Origin of the sequence: Clostridium sp. HBUAS56010 (assembly GCF_007115105.1) — a bacterium.
In the GTDB taxonomy this organism is placed as follows: Bacteria; Bacillota; Clostridia; order Lachnospirales; family Lachnospiraceae; genus Lacrimispora.
The window spans coordinates 118801-140264 of record NZ_SULJ01000010.1 but is presented as its reverse complement, the minus strand read 5'-3'; the positions used below and the strand labels follow the sequence as shown (position 1 = coordinate 140264).

At 40.5% G+C, this 21464-nt stretch carries 16 protein-coding genes; 14 read left to right on the top strand and 2 right to left on the bottom strand.

The features are described 5' to 3' along the window. Window positions 1-318: 318 nt before the first annotated feature. On the bottom strand, window positions 319-2109 hold the full coding sequence (locus FAY33_RS15005; protein ID WP_143322044.1) for a sigma-54-dependent Fis family transcriptional regulator: 1791 nt from the start codon (window positions 2107-2109) through the stop codon (window positions 319-321). Between the two features lie 218 nt (window positions 2110-2327). Here FAY33_RS15005 and FAY33_RS15000 point away from each other — a divergent pair, with 218 nt between their 5' ends. The 8 genes from FAY33_RS15000 (at window position 2328) to FAY33_RS14965 (ending at window position 12739) form a co-directional block, all read left to right on the top strand. Then, complete coding sequence (locus tag FAY33_RS15000) at window positions 2328-3479, top strand: iron-containing alcohol dehydrogenase (RefSeq protein WP_143322043.1); 1152 nt, start codon at window positions 2328-2330, stop codon at window positions 3477-3479. A 16-nt stretch (window positions 3480-3495) separates the two neighbouring features. After that, the gene (gene pdxA / locus FAY33_RS14995; protein ID WP_143322042.1) at window positions 3496-4536 is read left to right on the top strand and encodes a 4-hydroxythreonine-4-phosphate dehydrogenase PdxA; all 1041 of its coding nucleotides are present in this window, start codon (window positions 3496-3498) and stop codon (window positions 4534-4536) included. Between the two features lie 17 nt (window positions 4537-4553). Beyond that, window positions 4554-5807, top strand: a complete 1254-nt coding sequence (locus tag FAY33_RS14990) for a four-carbon acid sugar kinase family protein (protein WP_143322041.1) — start codon at window positions 4554-4556, stop codon at window positions 5805-5807. A gap of 19 nt (window positions 5808-5826) precedes the next feature. Next, window positions 5827-6735 carry a 4-hydroxy-tetrahydrodipicolinate synthase gene (dapA, locus tag FAY33_RS14985; protein WP_143322040.1) on the top strand — a complete coding sequence of 303 codons (909 nt, stop codon included), beginning with the start codon at window positions 5827-5829 and terminating at the stop codon, window positions 6733-6735. A 134-nt stretch (window positions 6736-6869) separates the two neighbouring features. Further along, the gene (locus FAY33_RS14980; RefSeq protein ID WP_143322039.1) at window positions 6870-9524 is read left to right on the top strand and encodes a cation-translocating P-type ATPase; all 2655 of its coding nucleotides are present in this window, start codon (window positions 6870-6872) and stop codon (window positions 9522-9524) included. A gap of 320 nt (window positions 9525-9844) precedes the next feature. Continuing rightward, window positions 9845-11005, top strand: a complete 1161-nt coding sequence (locus tag FAY33_RS14975) for a sialidase family protein (RefSeq protein ID WP_143322038.1) — start codon at window positions 9845-9847, stop codon at window positions 11003-11005. Window positions 11006-11071: 66 nt separating this feature from the next. Then, entirely contained in the window at window positions 11072-12349 is a 1278-nt protein-coding gene (locus tag FAY33_RS14970) for an SLC13 family permease (RefSeq protein WP_143322037.1), read from the top strand. Between the two features lie 42 nt (window positions 12350-12391). Continuing rightward, window positions 12392-12739, top strand: a complete 348-nt coding sequence (locus FAY33_RS14965) for a 2-dehydro-3-deoxyphosphogluconate aldolase (RefSeq protein WP_143322036.1) — start codon at window positions 12392-12394, stop codon at window positions 12737-12739. 63 nt (window positions 12740-12802) lie between these two features. Here FAY33_RS14965 and FAY33_RS14960 read toward each other — a convergent pair whose 3' ends face one another. Then, on the bottom strand, window positions 12803-14959 hold the full coding sequence (locus FAY33_RS14960; RefSeq protein WP_143322035.1) for an extracellular solute-binding protein: 2157 nt from the start codon (window positions 14957-14959) through the stop codon (window positions 12803-12805). Between the two features lie 259 nt (window positions 14960-15218). On the opposite strand from FAY33_RS14960, the gene FAY33_RS14955 reads away from it, so the two are divergent. From FAY33_RS14955 to FAY33_RS14930, 6 genes are all read left to right on the top strand, one after another. Continuing rightward, window positions 15219-16352: an extracellular solute-binding protein gene (locus FAY33_RS14955; RefSeq protein WP_143322034.1), complete on the top strand. Its 1134-nt coding sequence runs from the start codon at window positions 15219-15221 to the stop codon at window positions 16350-16352. A 64-nt stretch (window positions 16353-16416) separates the two neighbouring features. Further along, complete coding sequence (locus FAY33_RS14950) at window positions 16417-17427, top strand: ABC transporter ATP-binding protein (protein ID WP_143322033.1); 1011 nt, start codon at window positions 16417-16419, stop codon at window positions 17425-17427. Between the two features lie 9 nt (window positions 17428-17436). After that, window positions 17437-19164: an iron ABC transporter permease gene (locus FAY33_RS14945; protein WP_143322032.1), complete on the top strand. Its 1728-nt coding sequence runs from the start codon at window positions 17437-17439 to the stop codon at window positions 19162-19164. A gap of 15 nt (window positions 19165-19179) precedes the next feature. After that, window positions 19180-20043 carry a glycerophosphodiester phosphodiesterase family protein gene (locus FAY33_RS14940; RefSeq protein WP_143322031.1) on the top strand — a complete coding sequence of 288 codons (864 nt, stop codon included), beginning with the start codon at window positions 19180-19182 and terminating at the stop codon, window positions 20041-20043. Between the two features lie 12 nt (window positions 20044-20055). Next, window positions 20056-20868, top strand: a complete 813-nt coding sequence (locus tag FAY33_RS14935) for an HAD family hydrolase (protein ID WP_143322030.1) — start codon at window positions 20056-20058, stop codon at window positions 20866-20868. Window positions 20869-21134: 266 nt separating this feature from the next. Next, window positions 21135-21443, top strand: coding sequence for a PTS fructose transporter subunit IIB (locus FAY33_RS14930; RefSeq protein WP_143322029.1), 309 nt, complete (start codon window positions 21135-21137; stop codon window positions 21441-21443). Window positions 21444-21464 lie beyond the last annotated feature (21 nt).

Below are 21464 nucleotides of genomic sequence, written 5' to 3'. Positions count from 1 at the left end.
AAGAGGTTATTTTTGCAATAAGGAAGAGGAAAAACAGGTTTTCCAAATACAGTGTAGAATCAAATACAGTGTAGTATCAAATACAATGTAGAATCAAGTGCAGTGTAGAATCAAGTGCAGTGTAGAATCAAGTACAGCCCAGAATTAGCTGCAGAAAAAACACTTCATAAGCTAGATCCGTTATAAACCAATTTCTCATAAACACTCGGGCAGTTATTTCATCAAAAATTTTCCAACCAAAGATACCAGGTCCATGAAAGTTGCCAAGACAAAAAAGGGAACATATAAAACATGCAAAAATTATTCCGCAAGAGAAACCTATAACGCATTATGAGTTTTTAGAATTCTCCACAAGGTGCTTCTGCTTATACCAAGCCGGCTTGCGGTTTTCTCTTTGTTTTCGTGTTCTTCTGTCAATACCTTTAGAATAATCTGGTAGTTAATTTCTTCCAGAGTCTGGGTTAAATCCAGATCAACGGAAGGGAGATTTGGAATTGCAGGGGTTTCCTGCTCCAGGAAGTATTTTACCTCGTGGCAGGTTATATAAGGAGTCTTTGTGACGACTGCAAGTTCTTTCAGTACACGCTGCAGTTGATCTAAATTGTGAGGCCAGGGAAAGGCGGTAAAAAGTTCCATTGCCTCAGCCTCCAGACCAATGATTTGTTTTCCCAGTGATATATTTAACTTATGCAGATATAAAGCGGTAATACTGGGGATATCATCACTTCTGTCTCTTAATGGCAGAAGATTTAATGTTAAGCAGGAGAGCTGCTTTTCTAAGTGGTATTTAATAGTTTCATGTTCGGAAGAAATTTCGTTGGTGAGCAAAAGTGAAAAGATCAGGCGGTTGCGTTTCGTCAGATCTGTATGGTCTATATAGTTAAATAGTTTTTCAAGCTGCGAATGGGAGAGTGTACAGACATTTTTAATATAGATGGTTGAATGTACATCTGCAAGAGGAGAGTTTTCATTATTTATGATATAATTCCATTTCCGTTCGCTGATAAATTTACAGTCTATGATATAGAAAGGGGAGGTATTATATGGACCGTTTTCATACATAATTGATGCCACCTTGCCTTTGCCAGTGCCATCTTCACCGGTGATTAAAACGGGAAGGTAACTTTTGCTGTATTCTTCGATGATATGAGCCATGTTGCCGATTTTGTCGGAACCTCCAAAGAAGCTTGAAAAATTGGGGGAGTCGGAGTCGGGTTTATTATATATGGTGATTCCCATGTCATCCTCAGAAAAAAGTGCAAGCTTTTGACTGATTGTGATTGCGGTGTATTTTTGCTCATCAAGATAGAGATGACGGCATGTGAACGTGTATACTTTATCTCGGATCTGTCTGGCAACGCTTTGGTCTGGAACTTTTAAAAATGCTTTGAGGTATGTCTGTACTACATTCATCAGGGATACACTGGTTCCGTCAATGGAAAAACTGGAAAACCATAGAGAACCAGCAGGGTCATAAATCAAAAACTCCCGGTCCTCATCGGTGAGAAGGCTTTGAAACAGATTCTTCTGTTTGTGCACATGGTTAGAGGAATGTACCAGTTTTTTTGCTTCGTTAATTGCATCGTTGATGCTTTCTGTACCTGATGTTATGAGAATGGAGTTCATATTTAATATTTTCGCGTAATTTGCTCCTGTCATATCACACAGTACAAGTGATGCGCCATCGTTTTTGGCTGTTCGAAGGGCGGAAAGGGCACCTTCCTCGCTTGTAAATGTAATAATATTTATGTCGTATTGAAGCAGATCACAGAGTACCCTTGCGTGTTTGGTAATTCCGGAGAATCCAGCAATTACAGATTTGCCGGAGTAATTTTCTGCCAGCTTGATACTTCTAAGAATGTCATAACCTGAAATGGATATATCTACAACGGGAATTTCAACAGAGGATCGGATCAGTTCTGCCGTACCACCTCTTGATATGATGACATCATAGTTTTTATGTGCAAGATCTTCTACAATTTTTCTGCCTGTATTTAAATCCCCGGTTTGAACTGTCAATTCAATATCATCTCTGTTTTTAGAAATGTTCTCAAAAATTTCTGCCATTCCTTCATATGGAGCAATGGCAAGTATTTTAACCTTCTGCATAGACCCTCCTGACATTTTAAAACTTTTTCTTATTGATTTAACACCATTATAATCTCCGGCGTTGCAAAAAGCAACGGTTTAGAGATTGTATGTATTAATATAAGACGAAAAACAAAAAGAATAATGCTTGAATCACCATAATATGGGAGTATAATATAAGTATGTAAAGAAAATGTTTAATAATGAGACGAAATAATAAATAAATAGGGGGAACTGAAATGGGATATCAGATTAAAATTCCATCTTGCGTCTATGGCGGAGAGGGATGCGTTGAACATGTAAACGCCATAATTAAGAAAGAAGATTCAAAAAAGATTATTATATTTACAGATAAAGGAATACGTGAACACGGACTGTTGGATATATTGACAGGATTGTTGGAGAATAGTAATACGGAATACCAGGTATTTGATAGTTTAACTCCAGAGCCTGCATACCAGGATGCAGAGAGGGTGATGAAAGAAGTGAAGGATTATGATGGTGATCTGATTATTGCCATTGGCGGAGGCAGTGTAATGGACGTTGCAAAACTTTGCTCCGTTTTAAAAGGCGCTCCATATTCTGTAAAAGATTTGTTAGATGATCCGACTCAGGCAAAAAAACAATTGAAGACCATTATGATTCCGACTACCTGTGGAACTGGTTCAGAAGCTACCTGTAACGCAATTGTTGCAATTCCAGAAGAAGAATCAAAAAAAGGGATTGTAAATGACAGTATGATACCAGATTATGTGATTCTTGATGCGAATTTTATTAAGAAGCTTCCAAAGTCAATCGTAGCAGCTACTGGTGTAGATGCCCTTGCTCATGTAGTGGAGTGCTATACATCGAAAAAGGCAACACTATTATCAGATACCTATGCACTTGCAGGGGCAAAACTGATTTTCAATAATATCAGGGAGGCATATGAGGATGGAGACAATATAGAGGCAAAAAACAATCTGCTTCTGGGAGCCTTTTACGGCGGAGTTGCGATTACGGGAAGCGGTACCACGGCAGTTCACGCGTTATCGTATCCCCTTGGAGGTAAATATCATATTGCGCACGGTGTATCCAATGCAATTTTATTTGCCCATGTAATGGAATTCAATAAGGATGCCTGTGAAGAAAGACTTGCAGAGTTATGCGATGCTGTATTTTGTGATCTTCCGGTGAAGACAAAATCAGGGAAGGCACAGTATGTGATTGATCAGATTGCTGATATTGTGAAGGCTACAAACATTCCTACAGATTTAAAAGAATTTGGTGTTAAAAAAGAAGATCTGGAGGGATTGGTGGAAGCTGGAAGTAAACAGCAGAGATTGCTTGTTAATAACAGGAAGGAATTAAGTCTTGAGGATATAAGAAATATTTATTTAAAAGTTCTTTGATAAGGAAGGTGAGACGATGAAGAAAAGACCCATTATCGGAATAACCATGGGTGATCCTGCTGGAAATGGATCTGAGTTATCCGTAAAGGCATTACTGGATAAAAGAGTATATGAAACGTGCCGCCCCATTGTAATCGGTGATGTTAACTGTATGGAAGAGATTATAAAAATCTTGAAAAAAGAAGATGAAGTCAAAATCCATGGAGTGAAAAGAGTGGAGGATGCGGTCTTTGAATATGGGACAATAGATGTTTTTGATATGGGCATGGTTGATATGGAGAAACATATTTACGGAAAGATATCAAAGATGTGTGGAGAAGCCGCTTTTCAGTATGTGGTCAAAGTGATTGAACTGGCAATGAATGGCTCTATTGATGCAACCGTAACCAATGCGTTAAATAAAGAAGCAATTAATCGGGCAGGACATCATTATTCGGGGCATACAGAGATTTATGCAGAATATACGCACACAGATAAGTATACCATGATGCTGGCACATGAAGATCTGAGAGTGGTGCATGTTTCCACTCATGTCTCTCTTCGTCAGGCATGTGACAGGGTAAAAAAAGACAGAGTATTAGAAGTAATAAGAATAGCAAATGAAGCGTGTAAAGCCATTGGAATTGAAAATCCGAAAATCGGAGTGGCAGGACTCAATCCTCACAGCGGGGAGAATGGATTGTTTGGTATAGAGGAGATTGAAGAGATTCAGCCGGCAATTGATGTGGCAATTTCAGAAGGTATCTGTATTCCAGAAGGAGTACCCACGCCTCCTGATACCATTTTTTCAAAGGCCCTGGGCGGCTGGTATGACATTGTAGTTGCCATGTATCACGACCAGGGACATATTCCGTTAAAGGTAGAGGGCTTTCATTATAATAAGGAACTTCAGAAATGGGATGCGGTAGCAGGCGTGAATATAACACTGGGCATTCCTATTATAAGAGTATCTGTGGATCATGGAACTGGATTTGATTTGGCTGGAAAAGGAGTGTCCAGTGAGTTAAGTCTTGTTAATTCCATTGACTATGCGATTCGCCTGGCTTCAAGTAAGTAATACGTGGAGGAAATGGTATGGTGAAGATGCTGATTATAGCAGATGATATTACCGGGGCGTTAGATACAGGCATACAATTTACAAAACGTGGTGTCCGTACTCAGGTTTTTACGGAAGGTAAGGTTTTTGGATGTGATGTAAAAGCAGATACGGAAGTGATCGTTGTAGATTCAGAGTCCAGACCTATGTCGGCAGACGATTCCTATAAGGTGGTATACAGTATTACGGATTGGGCACACAAAAATGGTGTGGAGGTCATATTTAAGAAAACGGATTCCGCTTTGCGTGGAAATATTGGTTCGGAGCTTCAGGCTGTGGCAGATGCAGTGAAAAATTTCCCCATTTATTTCCTTCCGGGGCACCCTGAGATCGGAAGAACAACAAAAGAGGGAGTACACTATATATCAGGAGAGCTTCTTGAGGAAAGTGTGTTTGGGAAGGACCCCTTTGAACCGGTTACAAAGTCGTATATACCAGATATTATAAAGGAACAGAGTGATATATCGGTCATTTGTCAAAGTGTGGAAGAAGTGGTTGAGAGTGAGATGAATTCTAAATCGAAAGTGATTGTGTGTGACACAGAGACAGTGGATGATATAGATACGATACTGGATCAATTAGTCGGGAGGAATGGACTGAAACTCATAGCAGGCTGTGCCATGCTTGGAGAGAGGCTTGCAAAAAAAGTATTTGGTCATTCCAAAAAAGGGTTAACATACGAAAAAACGGCTGGTTTATATGTGGCATGTGGAAGCTTAAATAAAATCACCCTCAGACAATTGGAGTATGCGGAATGCAATGGTAATTTTATTAGAAGAAGGCTTACCATGGAGCAGAAGTTTTCTCCCGGGTATTACAGCTCTTTGGCTGGAAAAATGTTTTTGGAAGAGATTGCAGATTTGTGCAGAACCAATAAGAAGATTATTGTGGATTCTTTTGATACGGAAGAACATATTGCCGGTTTCATGGCTGATAAAACCAGGGATATAGACGAGATGCGAACCCGGATACCACAGGCACATGGATCGATTGTAAAGGCTCTTGCGGAGAAACAGATGGATTTGACCGTTCTTATGACAGGCGGAGATACGCTTATGGGATATATGAAACTGGTGGGATGCACACAGATAGAACCTTTGTGTGAGATAGAACCAGGGCTGGTTGTTTCCAGGCTTATTTGGAATGGACATTGTCAACAGATTATCTCTAAGTCTGGAGGATTTGGAACAGAGGATATATTGTGCAGAATTGCACTGAAAATAATCAAATAAGTCTAGGAGGACAGCAATCATGAAAAAAGTGGAATTAAAAGGTATTATTACACCGATTTTAACACCAATGAATGCAGATGAATCTGTGAATCTTACGGAGCTTCGTAACCAGATTGAACGTCTTATCAGTGGTGGAATACATGGAATCTTTCCGTTTGGAACCAATGGGGAGGGTTACATATTAAGTGAAACAGAAAAGGTTGAAGTCTTAGAGGCAACAATTGACCAGGTGAAGGGAAGAGTGCCGGTGTATGCTGGTTCAGGTTTAATATCCACAGCAGATACCATTAAAATGAGCCGGAAAGCACAGGAACTGGGAGCCGATGTTTTATCAATCATCACTCCAAGCTTTGCGGTTGCATCACAAAAAGAATTATATGACCACTACGTGGAGATTGCAAAACATGTGGATACGCCCATCGTCCTTTATAATATTCCTGCCCGTACCGGCAACAAATTATTGCCCCAAACAGTTGCAAAGCTGGCAAAGGATGTGGATTTAATTATTGGAGCCAAAGATTCCAGCGGTGACTGGGATAATCTGAAAGCTTATATCACAGAAACCCGTGAACTGGAAAAAGATTTCTTTGTACTTTCCGGAAATGACTCATTGATACTTCCGAGTTTAAAAGAAGGGGGATTTGGCGGTATTGCAGGCTGCTCCAATGTATATCCTCATGTGCTGTCTTCGATTTATACATTGTTTACAGAGGGTAAATTAGAGGAAGCCAAAGCAGCTCAGGAGTCCATTGCAAGTTTTAGAGCTGTATTTAAATATGGCAATCCTAACACGGTTGTTAAAAAGGCAGTGGCTATGCTGGGTTATCCGGTAGGAGACTGCAGGCGGCCATTTAATGATCTCTGTGAGGAAGGCGTTGAAGCCCTTAAAAACGTACTGAAAGAAAATGCAGAAAAGGGTATGAATTAGTTCAGAAAAAGTTATAGGATAAAGCAATCGTAAATTAACCGGTTCAGACCATGTCTGCTCTTTGGCAATGTAGAATATGTTCTTTTTACGTTGCCGCAGGGCAGACTATTTTAATAAATTGCGGGAGAAAAACAATGCAAAAAGAGTATTTCATGGAATCCTCTGATGTTCTTAAAAAGCTTGAAACATCGCCACAGGGACTTTCAAGTGCCCAGGTGGAGGAACGAAAAGAAAAGTATGGTCTAAATAAATTAAAAGAAGGCGAGAAAGCAGGACTGATTCAAAGGTTTTTTAATGAACTAATTAACTTTATGAATGTTGTGCTGATTGTTGCAGCAGTTATTTCTGGTATTACATCACTTTATGAGGGTGAAAGTATGATAGATACCGTGATTATTCTCCTTGTTGTAACAATTAATGCAGCACTTGGAGTTTATCAGGAATCAAAAGCGGAGGCGGCAATAGAGGCGCTCCAGGACATGGCAGCAGCTACATCACATGTAATTAGAAATAATAAAATTGAAAGTGTTCGATCGGAGGAGCTTGTTCCCGGTGACGTTATTCTTTTAGAAGCAGGGGATGCGGTGCCTGCAGATGCAAGGTTAATCGAATGTGCCAGCTTAAAGGTGGAAGAGGCGGCACTTACAGGGGAATCAACCTCTGTATCAAAGACTGAAAAGATAATTCAGACAGATTCAGAGGAAGTGACTCTGGGTGATAGAAAAAACATGGTTTATACAGGCTCTACGATTGTCTACGGACGTGGCAAAGCTGTTGTATGCCATACAGGAATGAATACAGAGATCGGACGTATTGCAAGTGCCATTAACACTGCCAAAGAGGAAGAAACTCCATTGCAGATAAAGCTCAACCAGCTTTCAAAAACCTTATCAATTATGGTTCTGGCTATCTGTGCTTTTATGTTTGCCATTGACATTGTGAGAATTTTGATGGCTGGAGGTGAGATTCACCTGGATGCTCTGATTGATACTTTTATGATTGCTGTTTCTCTTGCGGTAGCAGCCATTCCGGAAGGGCTTGCAGCGGTTGTCACCATACTTCTCTCCATTGGTGTTACAAAAATGTCAAAAGAACATGCGATTATAAGAAAACTCACTGCAGTAGAGACCCTTGGATGTACACAGATTATCTGTTCTGATAAAACAGGAACTCTGACTCAGAACAAGATGACGGTTGTGGAACATTCCGGTTCTGATGAGAAACTTCTTATGACTGCAATGGCACTTTGCTCTGACGCAGAAATGGATGTAGATAAATCCCAGGCAGTGGGAGAGCCGACAGAATGTGCTCTTGTTAATGATGCATTTAAAAATGGTTTGTCAAAGACAGAGCTTGCGAAGGAATATGTAAGGGTAGCCGAGGCGCCTTTTGATTCTGTTAGAAAAATGATGTCAACCTTTCACAAAAGGTCTGATGGCACGGTCATTCAATTCACAAAGGGTGCTCCTGATGAGGTGTTAAGAAGGTGCAGCAGGGCTTATGAAGATGGCAATATAGTGGAAATGACAGAGAAACTCCGTGCAGATATTATTGCTTCCAATAAGAAAATGGCAGATAAAGCCCTGAGAGTTTTGTGTGCGTCCATGAAGGAATTGCCGGAAGTACCTCTTTCCATTGAACCTGCAGAGATAGAACATGATTTAATCTATCTTGGTTTATCTGGTATGATTGATCCTGTAAGACCTGAGGTAAAGGCGGCAATTGTTGAATGTAAGGAAGCCGGAATCCGTCCCATTATGATTACGGGAGATCATAAGGATACTGCAGTTGCTATTGCCAGAGAACTTGGTATTCTGCAAGATAACAGTATGGCAATTACAGGAGCAGAGCTTAATCAGCTATCTCATGAGGAACTAGAAAAAAGCATTGAGAATTATTCGGTGTATGCAAGAGTACAGCCCGAGCATAAGACCCGTATTGTAAAGACCTGGAAGAAGTTATCCAGGGTGACTGCCATGACTGGAGATGGTGTCAATGATGCCCCCTCTATTAAAGAAGCGGATATTGGCGTTGGTATGGGAATTACTGGAACCGATGTTACAAAGGACGTTGCAGATATGGTTCTTGCCGATGATAATTTCGCAACAATTGTAAGTGCGGTTGCTGAGGGAAGACGTATCTATGACAATATAAGAAAAGCCATACAGTTTCTTTTGTCCTCCAATCTGGCAGAGGTTATTTCTGTATTCATTGCCAGTTTGCTTGGTTTTACCATATTGAAACCGGTTCATTTGTTATGGATTAATTTGATTACAGACTGTTTTCCTGCCATCGGCATTGGTATGGAGGAGCAGGAAGCGGATATTATGAAGCGTAACCCTAGAAATGCCAAGGATGGAATTTTTGCCGATGGGGTTGCCGGTGAGACGTTATTTCAGGGAGCTGTGATTGGATTACTTACTCTGCTGGCATATTTTGTAGGTCATTACATGGAAAGCGGATTATGGGAAATTGCAGAAAGTGCTGATGGTATGACAATGGCTTTTTTATCTCTGTCTCTTCTTGAAATGTTCCACTCTTTTAATATGCGTTCGAGACATGAATCCATCTTTCGGTTGAAGACAAAAAATAAGTTCTTATTTGGTTCGCTTCTGGCTTCCTTTATCCTGACAACTGCGGTTATTTATGTGCCATTTTTAAGCAGAGCCTTTGAGTTTGAACATATTTCAATAGCGGAATATTCGGTTGCAGTTTTAATTGCTGTTTCTATTATTCCAATTATGGAACTGATGAAGCTTGTAAGACGTATTCAGCAGAAAAACAGGTAAAAGGATTATCGGAAATTACCCGTATGCCAATTGGTGCCATTGCAAAATAGGTGAGTAATCACTTATTCTGCAATGGCTTTTTGTTATTATGAAATAAAAAAATACTATTTTATAAAATTATTAGGTGGTTATCATGGTGATATTTCAATTTTAAACACTATCATTTATAATAATGTTCTAAAATGCAACATTTTTGACTTAATTTTTAATGTAAATTGCCAGTGGATATGTCATAATGTCATCAATAATACATATCTTCTCATACAGCAATCTGTCTGGTGACAGAAAGAGAGAAGAGGTCAGTAATAAGGAGGAGAATTATGCAATATCCAAAACTTCAAGGACTCACCTGGGATGGAACCATTTATGAGAATGAAGAGATGGCAGTATATGAAGCATTGCTGCCCACTGGCGGTTATCCCACTGCCCATGCCCCTGCAATGCTGGAACTTCCTGACGGCAATCTGATTTGCTGTTGGTTTGCCGGCAGTTATGAAGGCAGCGCTGATGTTCATATTATTGGTTCAATTCTTCCAAAAGGAAGTGCAAGATGGCTTCCGCCGGTAGATATCTCCAATGATCCAACCCGCAGTGAACAGAACCCTTCCCTGTTTTATGGTCCGGATAATAAGGTATGGGCAATGTACACGGCACAGCTTGACCGGCAGGAAGGAAAAGATAACATGCAGTATACGGCAGTAATCCGCTGCCAGAAGAGCAGTGACGGCGGAAAGACCTGGGAACCATATGAGGAGGTTTTTCCGGAAGAGGGAACCTTTTGCAGACAGCCGATTCAGGTTCTTTCCAATGGAACCTGGATATTCTCCAATTGGATTTGCAGTGATTCTTTAGATGGCCTGTCTGGAGATCCAACGGTTTTCCGTATTTCTCATGATCAGGGGAAGAGCTGGAAGACAGTAGAGATGCCAAAGAGCAACGGGCATGTTCATGCCAATGTGGTAGAACTTGATTCCGGGCATCTGGTGGCTTTTATGCGTAACCGGGAGGCATACCGCATTCACCGGAGTGAATCCTTTGACTGGGGGGAGACCTGGAGTCAGCCGGTACCAACAGATTTACCAAACAATAATTCCAGTATCAGTGCCATAAAGCTTCAAAGCGGGCGGATTGCTATTGCATACAATCCCACCTGTACTCCATTTCCGCAGCCTGGAAAGGCTTCCTGGCCGGGACTGCGATGTCCTGTGGCAGTGGCTTTATCAGAAGATGGAGGGAAGACGTTTCCAGTAATACGTTTGATGGAGCGGGGGGAAGGCTTCATAGGTGATGAGAACAAAACAAATAATAAGCAGTATGAATATCCCTTTATCATGCAAACCAGAGATGGAGTGTTACATCTTGCCTATGCTGCCCGCACCCGTAAAGGAGTAAAGTATATACAGTTTAATGAAAAAGATGTTCTTGGAGAAAAACGGGAACAGGTTGGTGTGTATAATCCAACAGCCGCTAAGAGCAACTGATATCTTAACTGAGAAATGAATAAGTTTATTAAACTATGAGACCAGGAAAGGCCAGGGTGAAAGAATATGACACCTCAAATGATTATTGCTTTAGGAATCACAGTATTTATGATTATACTGATTATGGCAGACAAATTACCATTTGGCGCACCTCCCATACTGGCATGTCTATTGCTTGTTATTTTTGGAATTACGGATATTAAGGGCGCGTTTGCTGGATTTTCAAATTCTACCATCATTATGCTTGCTGAATTTATGGCGATTATTGCAGCGCTTCAAAAAACCAGTTTTATTACTGCCTTTAAAAAATCTATGTTCAACATAGCGAATAAAGGAAAATTCAAAGCCTTTTTGTTTATCATTGTCATTGTTATGCTGGGCTGCAGTTTGTTCGGAACTGGTTCCACAGCATACTATGTTTTGACCATTGGTTTGCTTTCCACACTGCCGGAGAATAAGCACCTGCCCCCGTCAAAGGTTATAATGACTGCGGGGTTTGCAGCAAATCATCCATTACTTCCGTTTAACACTGCATTGCAGTATGGAATAGTGATTGCAGTACTTAACAGTGCCGGTGTAATTGCTCAGGTGTCTGTGGTTAAATTTGCAATTATTAACTTAATATTGTCTCTTGGCTTTTTGTTTAACTGTGTGATTCAGTATAAGTTTCTTCCTGATCACCCGATTGCGGAAGCTACAGATGCAGCAAAAGCCCAGGGAGAAGCGGTCAGTACCTTGCCAAAATGGAAAGAGCATGTAACGTATGTTGCCTTCGTAGCGGCAGTAATAGGAATGATACTCCAAAGCTTTATCGGCGATGCTGGATATGCAATCCCTGGTTTATCTGTAGCCGTAATCCTTGTGATTGGAGTCATGGATTTTAAAGAAATAAGAGATGCCATATCAGCTCCCATTATACTGATGTCAGCCGGAGTGATCGGCATTGCCGATGCACTTGGAAGCACTGGATTAACAAGTCTCGTTGGTTCAACTGTAGCAGGAATGCTTGGAACAAACATCAATCCATTCCTTATGATTCTTGCATTTTGTATCCTTACAAGTGTGCTTGCAACAATGACCGGCTCTACCATTGGAACTGTTTATGTATTTACACCTCTTGCCATTGCCACATGTACCAGCCTTGGGCTTGATCCCACTGCCGCTGCATGCGCAATTGTAATATCTGGCTGGTGCGGACATTTCCTTCCGATCGACGGTATGCCTGCAATGGTTATGGGGGTTGGAAATTATAAGCTTTCGGAGTTCTGGAAATTTACGATTCCACAATACTTTATTCGTCTCATTGCTTTAACGGCTGGTTCGTTGCTGATGTTCCCAATGTAGGCAAATGGGCACGGATAAAACTTAGAAAGAAGAGGGTTTACTGTGAAAAATAAGTTTGAATTAGAACATATTGGAATTAATACACAAAATGCAGAGGAAGCGCAAAATCTTGCACAGCTTTTAAGCGTGATGTTTAACCTGGAACCTCGTCATGGACAAAAATCAGAATTTGCTGGTCCGTTCTTTGAATGTATGAAAGAACCGTTCCTGGGTTCTAATGGTCATATTGCCATGCGTACCCCTGATTTAACGGCGGCTGTAGACGAATTAAAAGAAAAAGGATTCTCCTTTCGTATGGAAACGGCTGCTTATACAGAGGAAGGGACGTTAAAAAACATCTATTTAGATGGAGAATATGGTGGTTTTGCGATTCATATTATGCAAAAGTAGTAAACTTTTTAAGAGCGGTAAAGTCTTTGCGAGTGCAGACTTTATCGCTCTTTTTCCGCTTTTTTAATCTGGTTCAATCTGACTAAAGAAAATTCTTTGGGCATTTTCTGCAGCCTCCAGAGGCGTCATTTTTTTATTAATTACATTTCTTACGGCAATTCCTATGATATTTTCATACTGTCTTATGGACAGTTTTCCAACTGGCACCTCTTTGCCCCCTCTGGTTCCGACTTTTAAGCTTTCCCGAGAAGCGGGAAGCCATGGGAAGAGTACATGATTTTCGAAATCATTATATACATTGGTCAGGGGTGAGGTACCTCCCAGGCGTACAACAGCAGAAGCAATATCATTGCTATAAAACCACTGGAAGAATTGACGGCAGGCTTCCTCCTGCCTGCTATAGCGGCTGACTCCAATCACCCCGCCTCCTAAGAGCGGATGTCCTCCAGGCAGAATGGCTGCCCCGGTTCTGCCTACCACATTGGAGCGTTTGCTGTTAATTAAATAAGCGGCATGGTTTGAAAATGTGGTAGCGGTAGCGGTGTCACCATCTGCAAAACCCCGGATAGAATCCTGCCACCAAAGGGATTGCTGCTTATTGGTGTATTGGAAAAGTGCTGAATATTTTTGAAGGGCATCTGCCAGTTTTGTGATGCCAAAAGTCGTTTTTTCCTGTGATGTTTCAAGTCCTTCAAGATAAAAGGGCATGAAATCACAGGAGGCAGTAATTGCCATTCCACAGGTTGAGGTGGCACCGTAAATGGTTGGAGAATGTGGGTTAGATTCTCTGGTAAAGAATTCTGCCACACGAAGATATTGATCTGTATTCTTTGGAATGGCAAGTGCTTCCCGGTAACGTTCGTAATATGCCCGGCATAAAGTGGCGTCAGAGAATAAGTCGGTCCGGTATAAAAATATCTGAACACTGGGATCAAACGGAAGGCTGTAATCATTTTCTGGGGATGAAGTTAGTTCCTTTAAGAAACCGTTTGTATCAAGTCCAAGACTTTTCAGTGGTTTATAGACCAGAGGTCCCATGCTATCAAGCCATGCAAGATCAATCCGTATCAGATCGTAATAAAAGTCACTGTTAAGAAGCTGGATGTGTTCGTATAAATCATCGTAAGGCATGCTTGTAATTTTTAAAGAGATTCCAGTCCGTTGCTCAAACTGTGTGGAAAGTTTTTCCAGAGCACTGACACCAGGAGAACCCAACGTCAGCATGGTCAGGGACTGGGGGATGCCCTTGCTGATAAAGGGATAGCTGAACGGAAATCCTTTGCAGGGCATGGTGTATTGATGAGGAAGATCGGTATTTTTATGTAGATGAGTGCTTACAGTTTCTGCAATACGTGCACCCATCTGACTGTAATCCAGTTCAAAGGTCTTGTAGTGAGGATTTGAAAATGGGCGGAAAGAATCAATGGTTATGATTGCAGGTTTTTTCCTGTTTTCGGAAAATTGTAAAGCAGTGGATAGCATATTTGCCCGCTCAGAACAGGTTGTTATAATTGCATCCAGATTCTGATTTTCGTGGATGATGTCAAATGCCTTGTTTAAAATAAGGTTGGTGTCTGAGGTGAATTTCTGAACGAAGACAGCAGTGTTATTAAGGGCGTCACTGAATCCGCTAAATATTCTGTTTGCGTTTTCAAAATAGCTGGGAGCTGAAAAAAAGGCAACGGATTTCCAGCCCTGGTCCAGAATGTATTTTCCAAGGGAGTATCCGGCGGCTTGTAAATCAAACGTAAAAAACGATATGTGATTGCCTGTTAATTCGATTTTCCGCTCGGCAAAAATGATTGGAAAGGAAAAGCTGTTGTAAAGATGGGCGGATTCATCTCTAAGACAGGATACGGCAACCAGAGCTGCGATTCGGGACAGAGGAAGATTCTTTATAATCTTTTCTTCTGTACTTGCAATATCACCTGTAATATAAAGTGCGGTTTCGTAACCGTATGACTGAAAAGAAATCTGCAGGGCGGTATAAAGGTCCAGATAAATAGAGTCGCGTAAATTGGGCAGCACAATTGCCACCAGATCTGGAACACCCTGGCGTAAAAGCTGTGCCTGGGCATTGGGGACATACCCTAATTTCTTTGCTGCCTCTTCTACGAGGAGTATTTTTTCAATACTGACTTTACCGGTTTTGTTAAGTACGTTGGAAACAGTTCCGTGGGATACACCCGCGGCACGGGCGATGTCTTTAATAGTAGGCATATTTTATCTCCTGAATTGGAAGCTTCAAATTTATTAATACTACAATACCAAATCTAAATATCAGAAGCAACTGAATCTTGAAAAAATTTAATGTTATAGTTTGAATTTACGAAGTTTAAAGTAAAAGTAATGCAATGATTGTAAATATATAGATAAATGTTTGTAAAATGAAAAGTATAATATTGACACGTTCCAATAACGGGGAGTATATTCAAAACGTAAGCAACACATAAACGACAAATTCAAGGAGGAAATACTCATGAAAAAGATCATGGCACTGTTGCTGGTTGTTGCAGCAACTGGTCTGACTGCCTGCAGCAATCCGGCGGGGAATGAAACAACAACAGCCGGAGGTGGAGAGATCACGGAAACTCCAGCACCCAGTACTTCTGGAGCGGATAAAGATGGAGGGGAAGATCTGGTTAAAGGAACTGGAGTCAACTTAACCATTTACTCCAATTCCGTTTCCGACGGAAGGGGGGACTGGCTTGTGGAACGTGCTTTAAAAGATGGTTTTTCCATTCAATATGTAGATGCCGGGGGTGCAGATATATACAGCCGTCTTGTTGCAGAGAAGAATGCGCCGGTAGCTGATGTAAGCTTTGGTCTTTATTCCATGCTTTGGGAGTCTTTAAAGGAACAGAATCTTCTGGTTTCTTATGAGCCGGTATGGGCGGATAAAATAGGGAAAGGTTTAAATGACCCGGACAATAATTATCATGCGATTGTAAAACAGGCGATTTTAATGGCTTATGATAAGAAACAGACATCAGAGGCGGATGCGCCTAAAGATTGGCCTGATCTCTGGACGAAAGAGCAGTATACAGGGAAATATGAATTCTCAGGTTCTCTTGGCGGAGCAACTGTCAGACACGTCATAGCAGGAATTCTTACAAGATATGCAGATCCAGAGGGAGATTTAGGAATCTCTGATGAGGGCTGGGAGCAAATTGCTCTTTATTATAAGAATGGTGTACCGGCTCAGGAGGGCATGGATTTATATGCACATATCAGTGATCCTGCTGATCCTATTCTTTATGGACAGATCTGGTCCAGTGGAATTGCTGCCCGTGATGAGCAGTATGGCACGGAGACTGGAATTGTAGTACCTGATGCAGGTGTACCGTTTGTAGTTGAAAGTGTTGGTATTATAAATGGGACAAAGAATTTAGAAGAATCAAAGCGCTTTGTTGATTGGTTTGGCAGTGCTCAGATACAGGGAGAATGGGCAAAACAGTTTTCTACTTTACCTGCGAATAATGATGCACTGTCTGATTTAAATGATTTTAATAAAATGATTTCTTCTTTACCGGCACAAAACATTGACTGGTCCCTGGCAGCCAAGAATATTGATGCCTGGTGTGAAAAAATTGAACTTCAATATATGCCATAAGCGGAAGACAGGCTGAAATAAAACCGATAAGCAGAAGAGAAACCGGTTAGAAGGAGATAATGCAATGATTAAATTAAAAAATATAGAAGTAAATTTTGGCAGTTTCACAGCACTGAACAATATTAATATAGACATAAAAGAAGGAGAGTTCTTTACTTTTCTGGGACCCTCGGGCTGTGGGAAAACTACCACATTGCGAACAATAACCGGTTTTCTTAATCCTGCAAAAGGAAGTATCAGTGTAAGAGGGAAAGAGATTACTCATCAACCAGTGGAAAAGCGGAATATTGGTATGGTGTTTCAGAGTTATGCACTTTTTCCTACCATGAGTGTTTATGAAAACATAGCATTTGGCCTTAAAGTTAAAAAGATTGCCAAAGAAGAGGTGAAAACAAAAGTGCTTGCAATGGCATTAAAGGTGGATTTGACGGAGGAACAGCTTTTAAAGAAAGTTTCAGAACTTTCTGGAGGGCAGCAGCAGCGCGTGGCAATTGCACGCGCCCTGGTGACCTCACCGGATATAATCTGCCTTGATGAACCTTTGTCTAACTTAGATGCCAGACTTCGTATTCAATTGCGCAATGAACTGAAAGACCTCCAGCAGAGATTTGGCATTACGACGATTTATGTTACCCACGATCAGGAGGAAGCATTGACGTTGTCAGACCGCATTGCAGTTTTTAACAAGGGTATTATTGAGCAGATTGGAGAACCGGCAGAAATTTATAATCACTCTGCAACAGAATTTGTATGTAATTTTATTGGAGATATCAATCGGCTCCCCCGAGAAGTTCTTTTATTGGCTGGAGCGGATAAACATAGTGAGATAGATCTTGACAAACACTGTTATATACGCCTGGAACACATTCATGTTAATAAGGAAGCAACAGATCAGGATATGGAACTTCAGGCGGTGGTAATGGGCTATGATTATTATGGGCTTTATATTAAATATAAACTGGAATTTGGAGGGCATATCTTCAAAGTAGTTGAAAAAAACAGTGGGAATCCGCTGTATGAAAAAGGCAGTACTGTAACATTGAGTTTTAGTCCTTCTAATATCATGCAGTACTGAGGTGATTTCATGAAAAAAGATAAATTTAGATTTTTGCAGACCTATTTGATAAACATCCTGATTGGTGTGTTCCTTGTCTGGCTGGTTTTAGCCCTTCTTATAATTCCAAACGTAAATACTGTATATTCGGTTTTTGTGCAGGAGGGACATCTGACATTGGAACCTGTTAAAAAACTTTTGGAGTCTCAACGGGCAATGAAGAGCTTGCGTAACAGCTTTATTCTGGCTCCTACACTGTCCCTCACTGTGGGATTTATAGGAATCAGCTTAGTGTTGATAACCGAATATTTTGATATAAAAGGTGCCAGAATTCTACGGCTTGGCTATATGACCACATTGGTTTATGGTGGAATTATTCTTGTATCAGGATATAAGTTTATATATGGGCAGAATGGCTATCTTACAAACATTTTAGCTAAAGTATTTCCCGGTTTCCCTACGGACTGGTTTTCTGGTTACTGGGCGGTATTGTTTGTTATGACATTTGCCTGTACTTCCAATCATATGATATTTCTGCGTAATGCCTTAAATTCTGTAGATTATCAGACGGTAGAGGCAGCTCAGAATCTGGGGGCATCTCCGTTAAAGATTTTGTGGAAGGTAGTGCTTCCGGTTCTTACTCCTTCTTTACTGGCGGTGACAATCCTGACCTTTATTACAGGGCTGAGTGCGACATCTGCTCCACTATTAGTAGGCGGGAGTCAATTTCAGACCATTACCCCCATGATTTTGTCTTTTACCAAGAGTATTAAAACGTATGATTTGGCGTCGCTGCTTGCCCTTTTTTTAGGGCTTTCCACCATTTTGCTTTTAATGATTATGATGAGCTTTGAACGGCGTGGGCATTATATCTCGGTTTCTAAGGTTAAGACCAGAGTGGTGAAGCAAAAAATTAAGAATCCGTTGTTCAACGTAATGGCACATATTTATGCGTATGTTTTGTTTCTTATATATACCGTTCCAGTTCTATTTGTAATCTTATTTTCGTTTACAGATGCTGTCACGATTTCCAAAAGAGAACTTCGTTTATCAAGTTTCACCTTTGCTAATTATGTAAATGTGTTTTCCAGACAGACTTCTTACAGACCGTTTTTAGTAAGTATTTTGTATTCTGCAGTTGCAGCTTTTTTGGTTGCAGTGGTTGTATTATTTATTTGCAGAATAATTCAAAAGCAAGGGAAAAAGTTATGGGCAAAGGGATTGGAATACAGTTTGATGATTCCATGGCTGTTACCAACAACGCTGATTGCAATCGGGCTTATTACGACTTATAATACTCCGCGGTTTTTTATGTTTCATCAGGTGCTTACGGGTACACCTCTGATTTTACTTCTTGGATATTTTATTATTAAGATTCCTTTTACACAGCGAATGACAAAAGCGGCATTTTTTGCTCTGGATGATTCCCTGGAAGAGGCAGCCAGAAACCTTGGTGCAAAAACAATCCGTATCTTTTTTCAAGTCATGCTGCCGATTTTATTGCCAACAGTACTGGGGATTTTTGCATTGAATTTTAACGGTCTTCTTGCTGATTATGATGTATCTGTTTTCCTGTATCACCCTGTAAACCAGCCTCTCGGAGTTTATATCAAAGCCCTTACGGATGAACAGATGAATGCGGATCATTCAGCCCTGACTTTTGTATATGCTGTGCTTATGATGGTTATCTCTACGGCAGTGCTTATCCTTGTATACGGACGAGGCAGCAATGGGAAATTAAAGAATTCATACAAATAGAAAAGAGGAAACAGCATGTTTGGTCAAGAGAAGTTTGAGCATATAAATAAAATTTTAAATCGCCGTTTTACGGAGAAAAAGGCACTGGTAGCGGTTCATCGTGGTGCCTGGGGAGGAAATATTGTGGAAAATACGATTCCTTCCTTTGATTTATCCATAGATATGGGAGGAGATATATTTGAATGTGATATTTCCAGTTCTACGGATGGAATTCTTTATGTATTTCATGACGGGACAGAGCCATTGCTTTTGGGCTGTTCTGAAAATATAAAAACCATGTCCAGTCAGGAGATTGAACAGTTCGAATATCTCAATAGCATTGGAAAGCTAAGTGGAGCAAAGGTAGAACCATATGAAAAGGTTGCCGCTTATTTTACTGGTGAGGTGCTTTACAACATAGACAGAGCATGGGATTGTCTTCCCCAGTTGGCAGAAGTGCTGAGAAAATATCCTCATACGCTCAATCAGGCAATTATCAAAACTCCGGTCACAGAGGAATATCTGGATTTTTTTAATAACTGCCGGGAGAAATATATGTATATGCCAATTGTATATAATATGGAAGAAGTGGATAAGGTGCTTTCTTATACAAATGTGAATACAGTTGGAATGGAGCTTATTACAGGCAGCAATGACGGGGAACTGTTTTTGCAGAAGAACATCAATTACATTAAGAGTCATAATCTGTTTGTATGGGCAAATGTCATTACTCTGGCTGGGCATGGGCAGCATCGGCTTTTTGGAGAGCTTGATGACGATATGGCTCTGCTCGTAAGCAAAGACCGATCATGGGGAGAGGCTTTAAGAAAGGGCATTGATGTCCTGCAGACAGACTGGCCTCTTCAGCTTTGCAGATTCAGGGATACTTATTTCAAATAAAGGGAGTAGACGATGGATTATAAAAAGATTGCACTTTTTAGTGACTTGGATGGAACGCTTTTTAATTCCCGTACGGCTGTTCCAGAAAAAAACAGAGAGGCTATAACAAGATTTGTTAACGGGGGCGGTTTGTTTGGCATTAGTACAGGACGAGGCCATAAGAATGCAGCACCATATTTAACTGAGGTAAAAATCAATGGTCCTAGTATTGTATATAATGGAAGTGCCATTTATAGTTATGATCAGAAGAAAATTTTAAAAAAGCACGCTCTACCTACGAATCAGGTAAGGGAATTCCTTAGAATGATAATGGACTGTTTTCCCCAGTTGAATGTTCAGGTTTACCCTCCCGAAGGAGATATATGGTTTGTTTCTCCCTCTTTGGTGGCGGTACCTGATTTTCTGGAAAGCCACAGACCCTATCAATTTACTTCCCTTGACAAGGCAAAAGGTCCATGGCTAAAATCTCTTATTATGGGAAACAAAAAGGATCTCAATCAGGTATATGCTCTTGGAAAAAGTTATATGGAAGAATACATAGACTTTGTTTTTTCCAGTAATAATTATCTGGAACTACTCCCCAGGGGCATTAATAAGGGATCTGCTCTCCGTGAAGCGGCGCATTTCCCAGAAGTAAAGGATCGAATCATAGTGACAATTGGTGATTTCTATAATGATCTGGAACTGCTGAAAGAGGCAGATATTTCTGTGGCTCCAAATAATGCTGTGAAAGAAGTAAAAGATCTGGCGAAGTATCTGGTGTGCAGCAATAATAAGGGTGCAGTTGCTGAACTGATTGATTATATTTTGCCGCAAATAAAATAAAACCACAAAACCATAGTTGATTTTAGCTATGGTTTTTTTGTATAAAGCATTTCAGATGTAAGCTCTTGAAAGAAAAAGAAAACAAAGTAAATATTTACCCATAAATCGGCAGATAATACCTGTGATGCAGGTTTTCTGGAATATTGGGTTTTTATAACCACATTCTGTTACGAAAGAATTACCACAATCAGGGGCATAGGTTTTTTTACAGCCGCCATAGGAAAGATGATATCATCATATCAAACAAAAAAACAGGAGGGAAAGACATGAAGATAGTAGGTATTACCGCTTGTATTGCAGGAATCGCACATACTTATATTGCAAAAGAGAAGTTAGAGGGAGCTGCAAAAGAGTTAGGTGACGAGATTAAGATTGAGACACAGGGCTCTATCGGCATTGAGAATGCACTTACACCTCAGGACATCGAAGCAGCGGATGTAGTAATTATTGCAGCAGATATCGGAATTACCAAAGACAGGTTTAAAGGAAAACCAATTATTGAGATTCCGATCAGTCTTGTAATGAAGTCTGCAAAGGGAGTTATAAAGAAGACTCACGAAAAGTTAGGATTATAGAGAATTGGAGGAGAAGGTGGA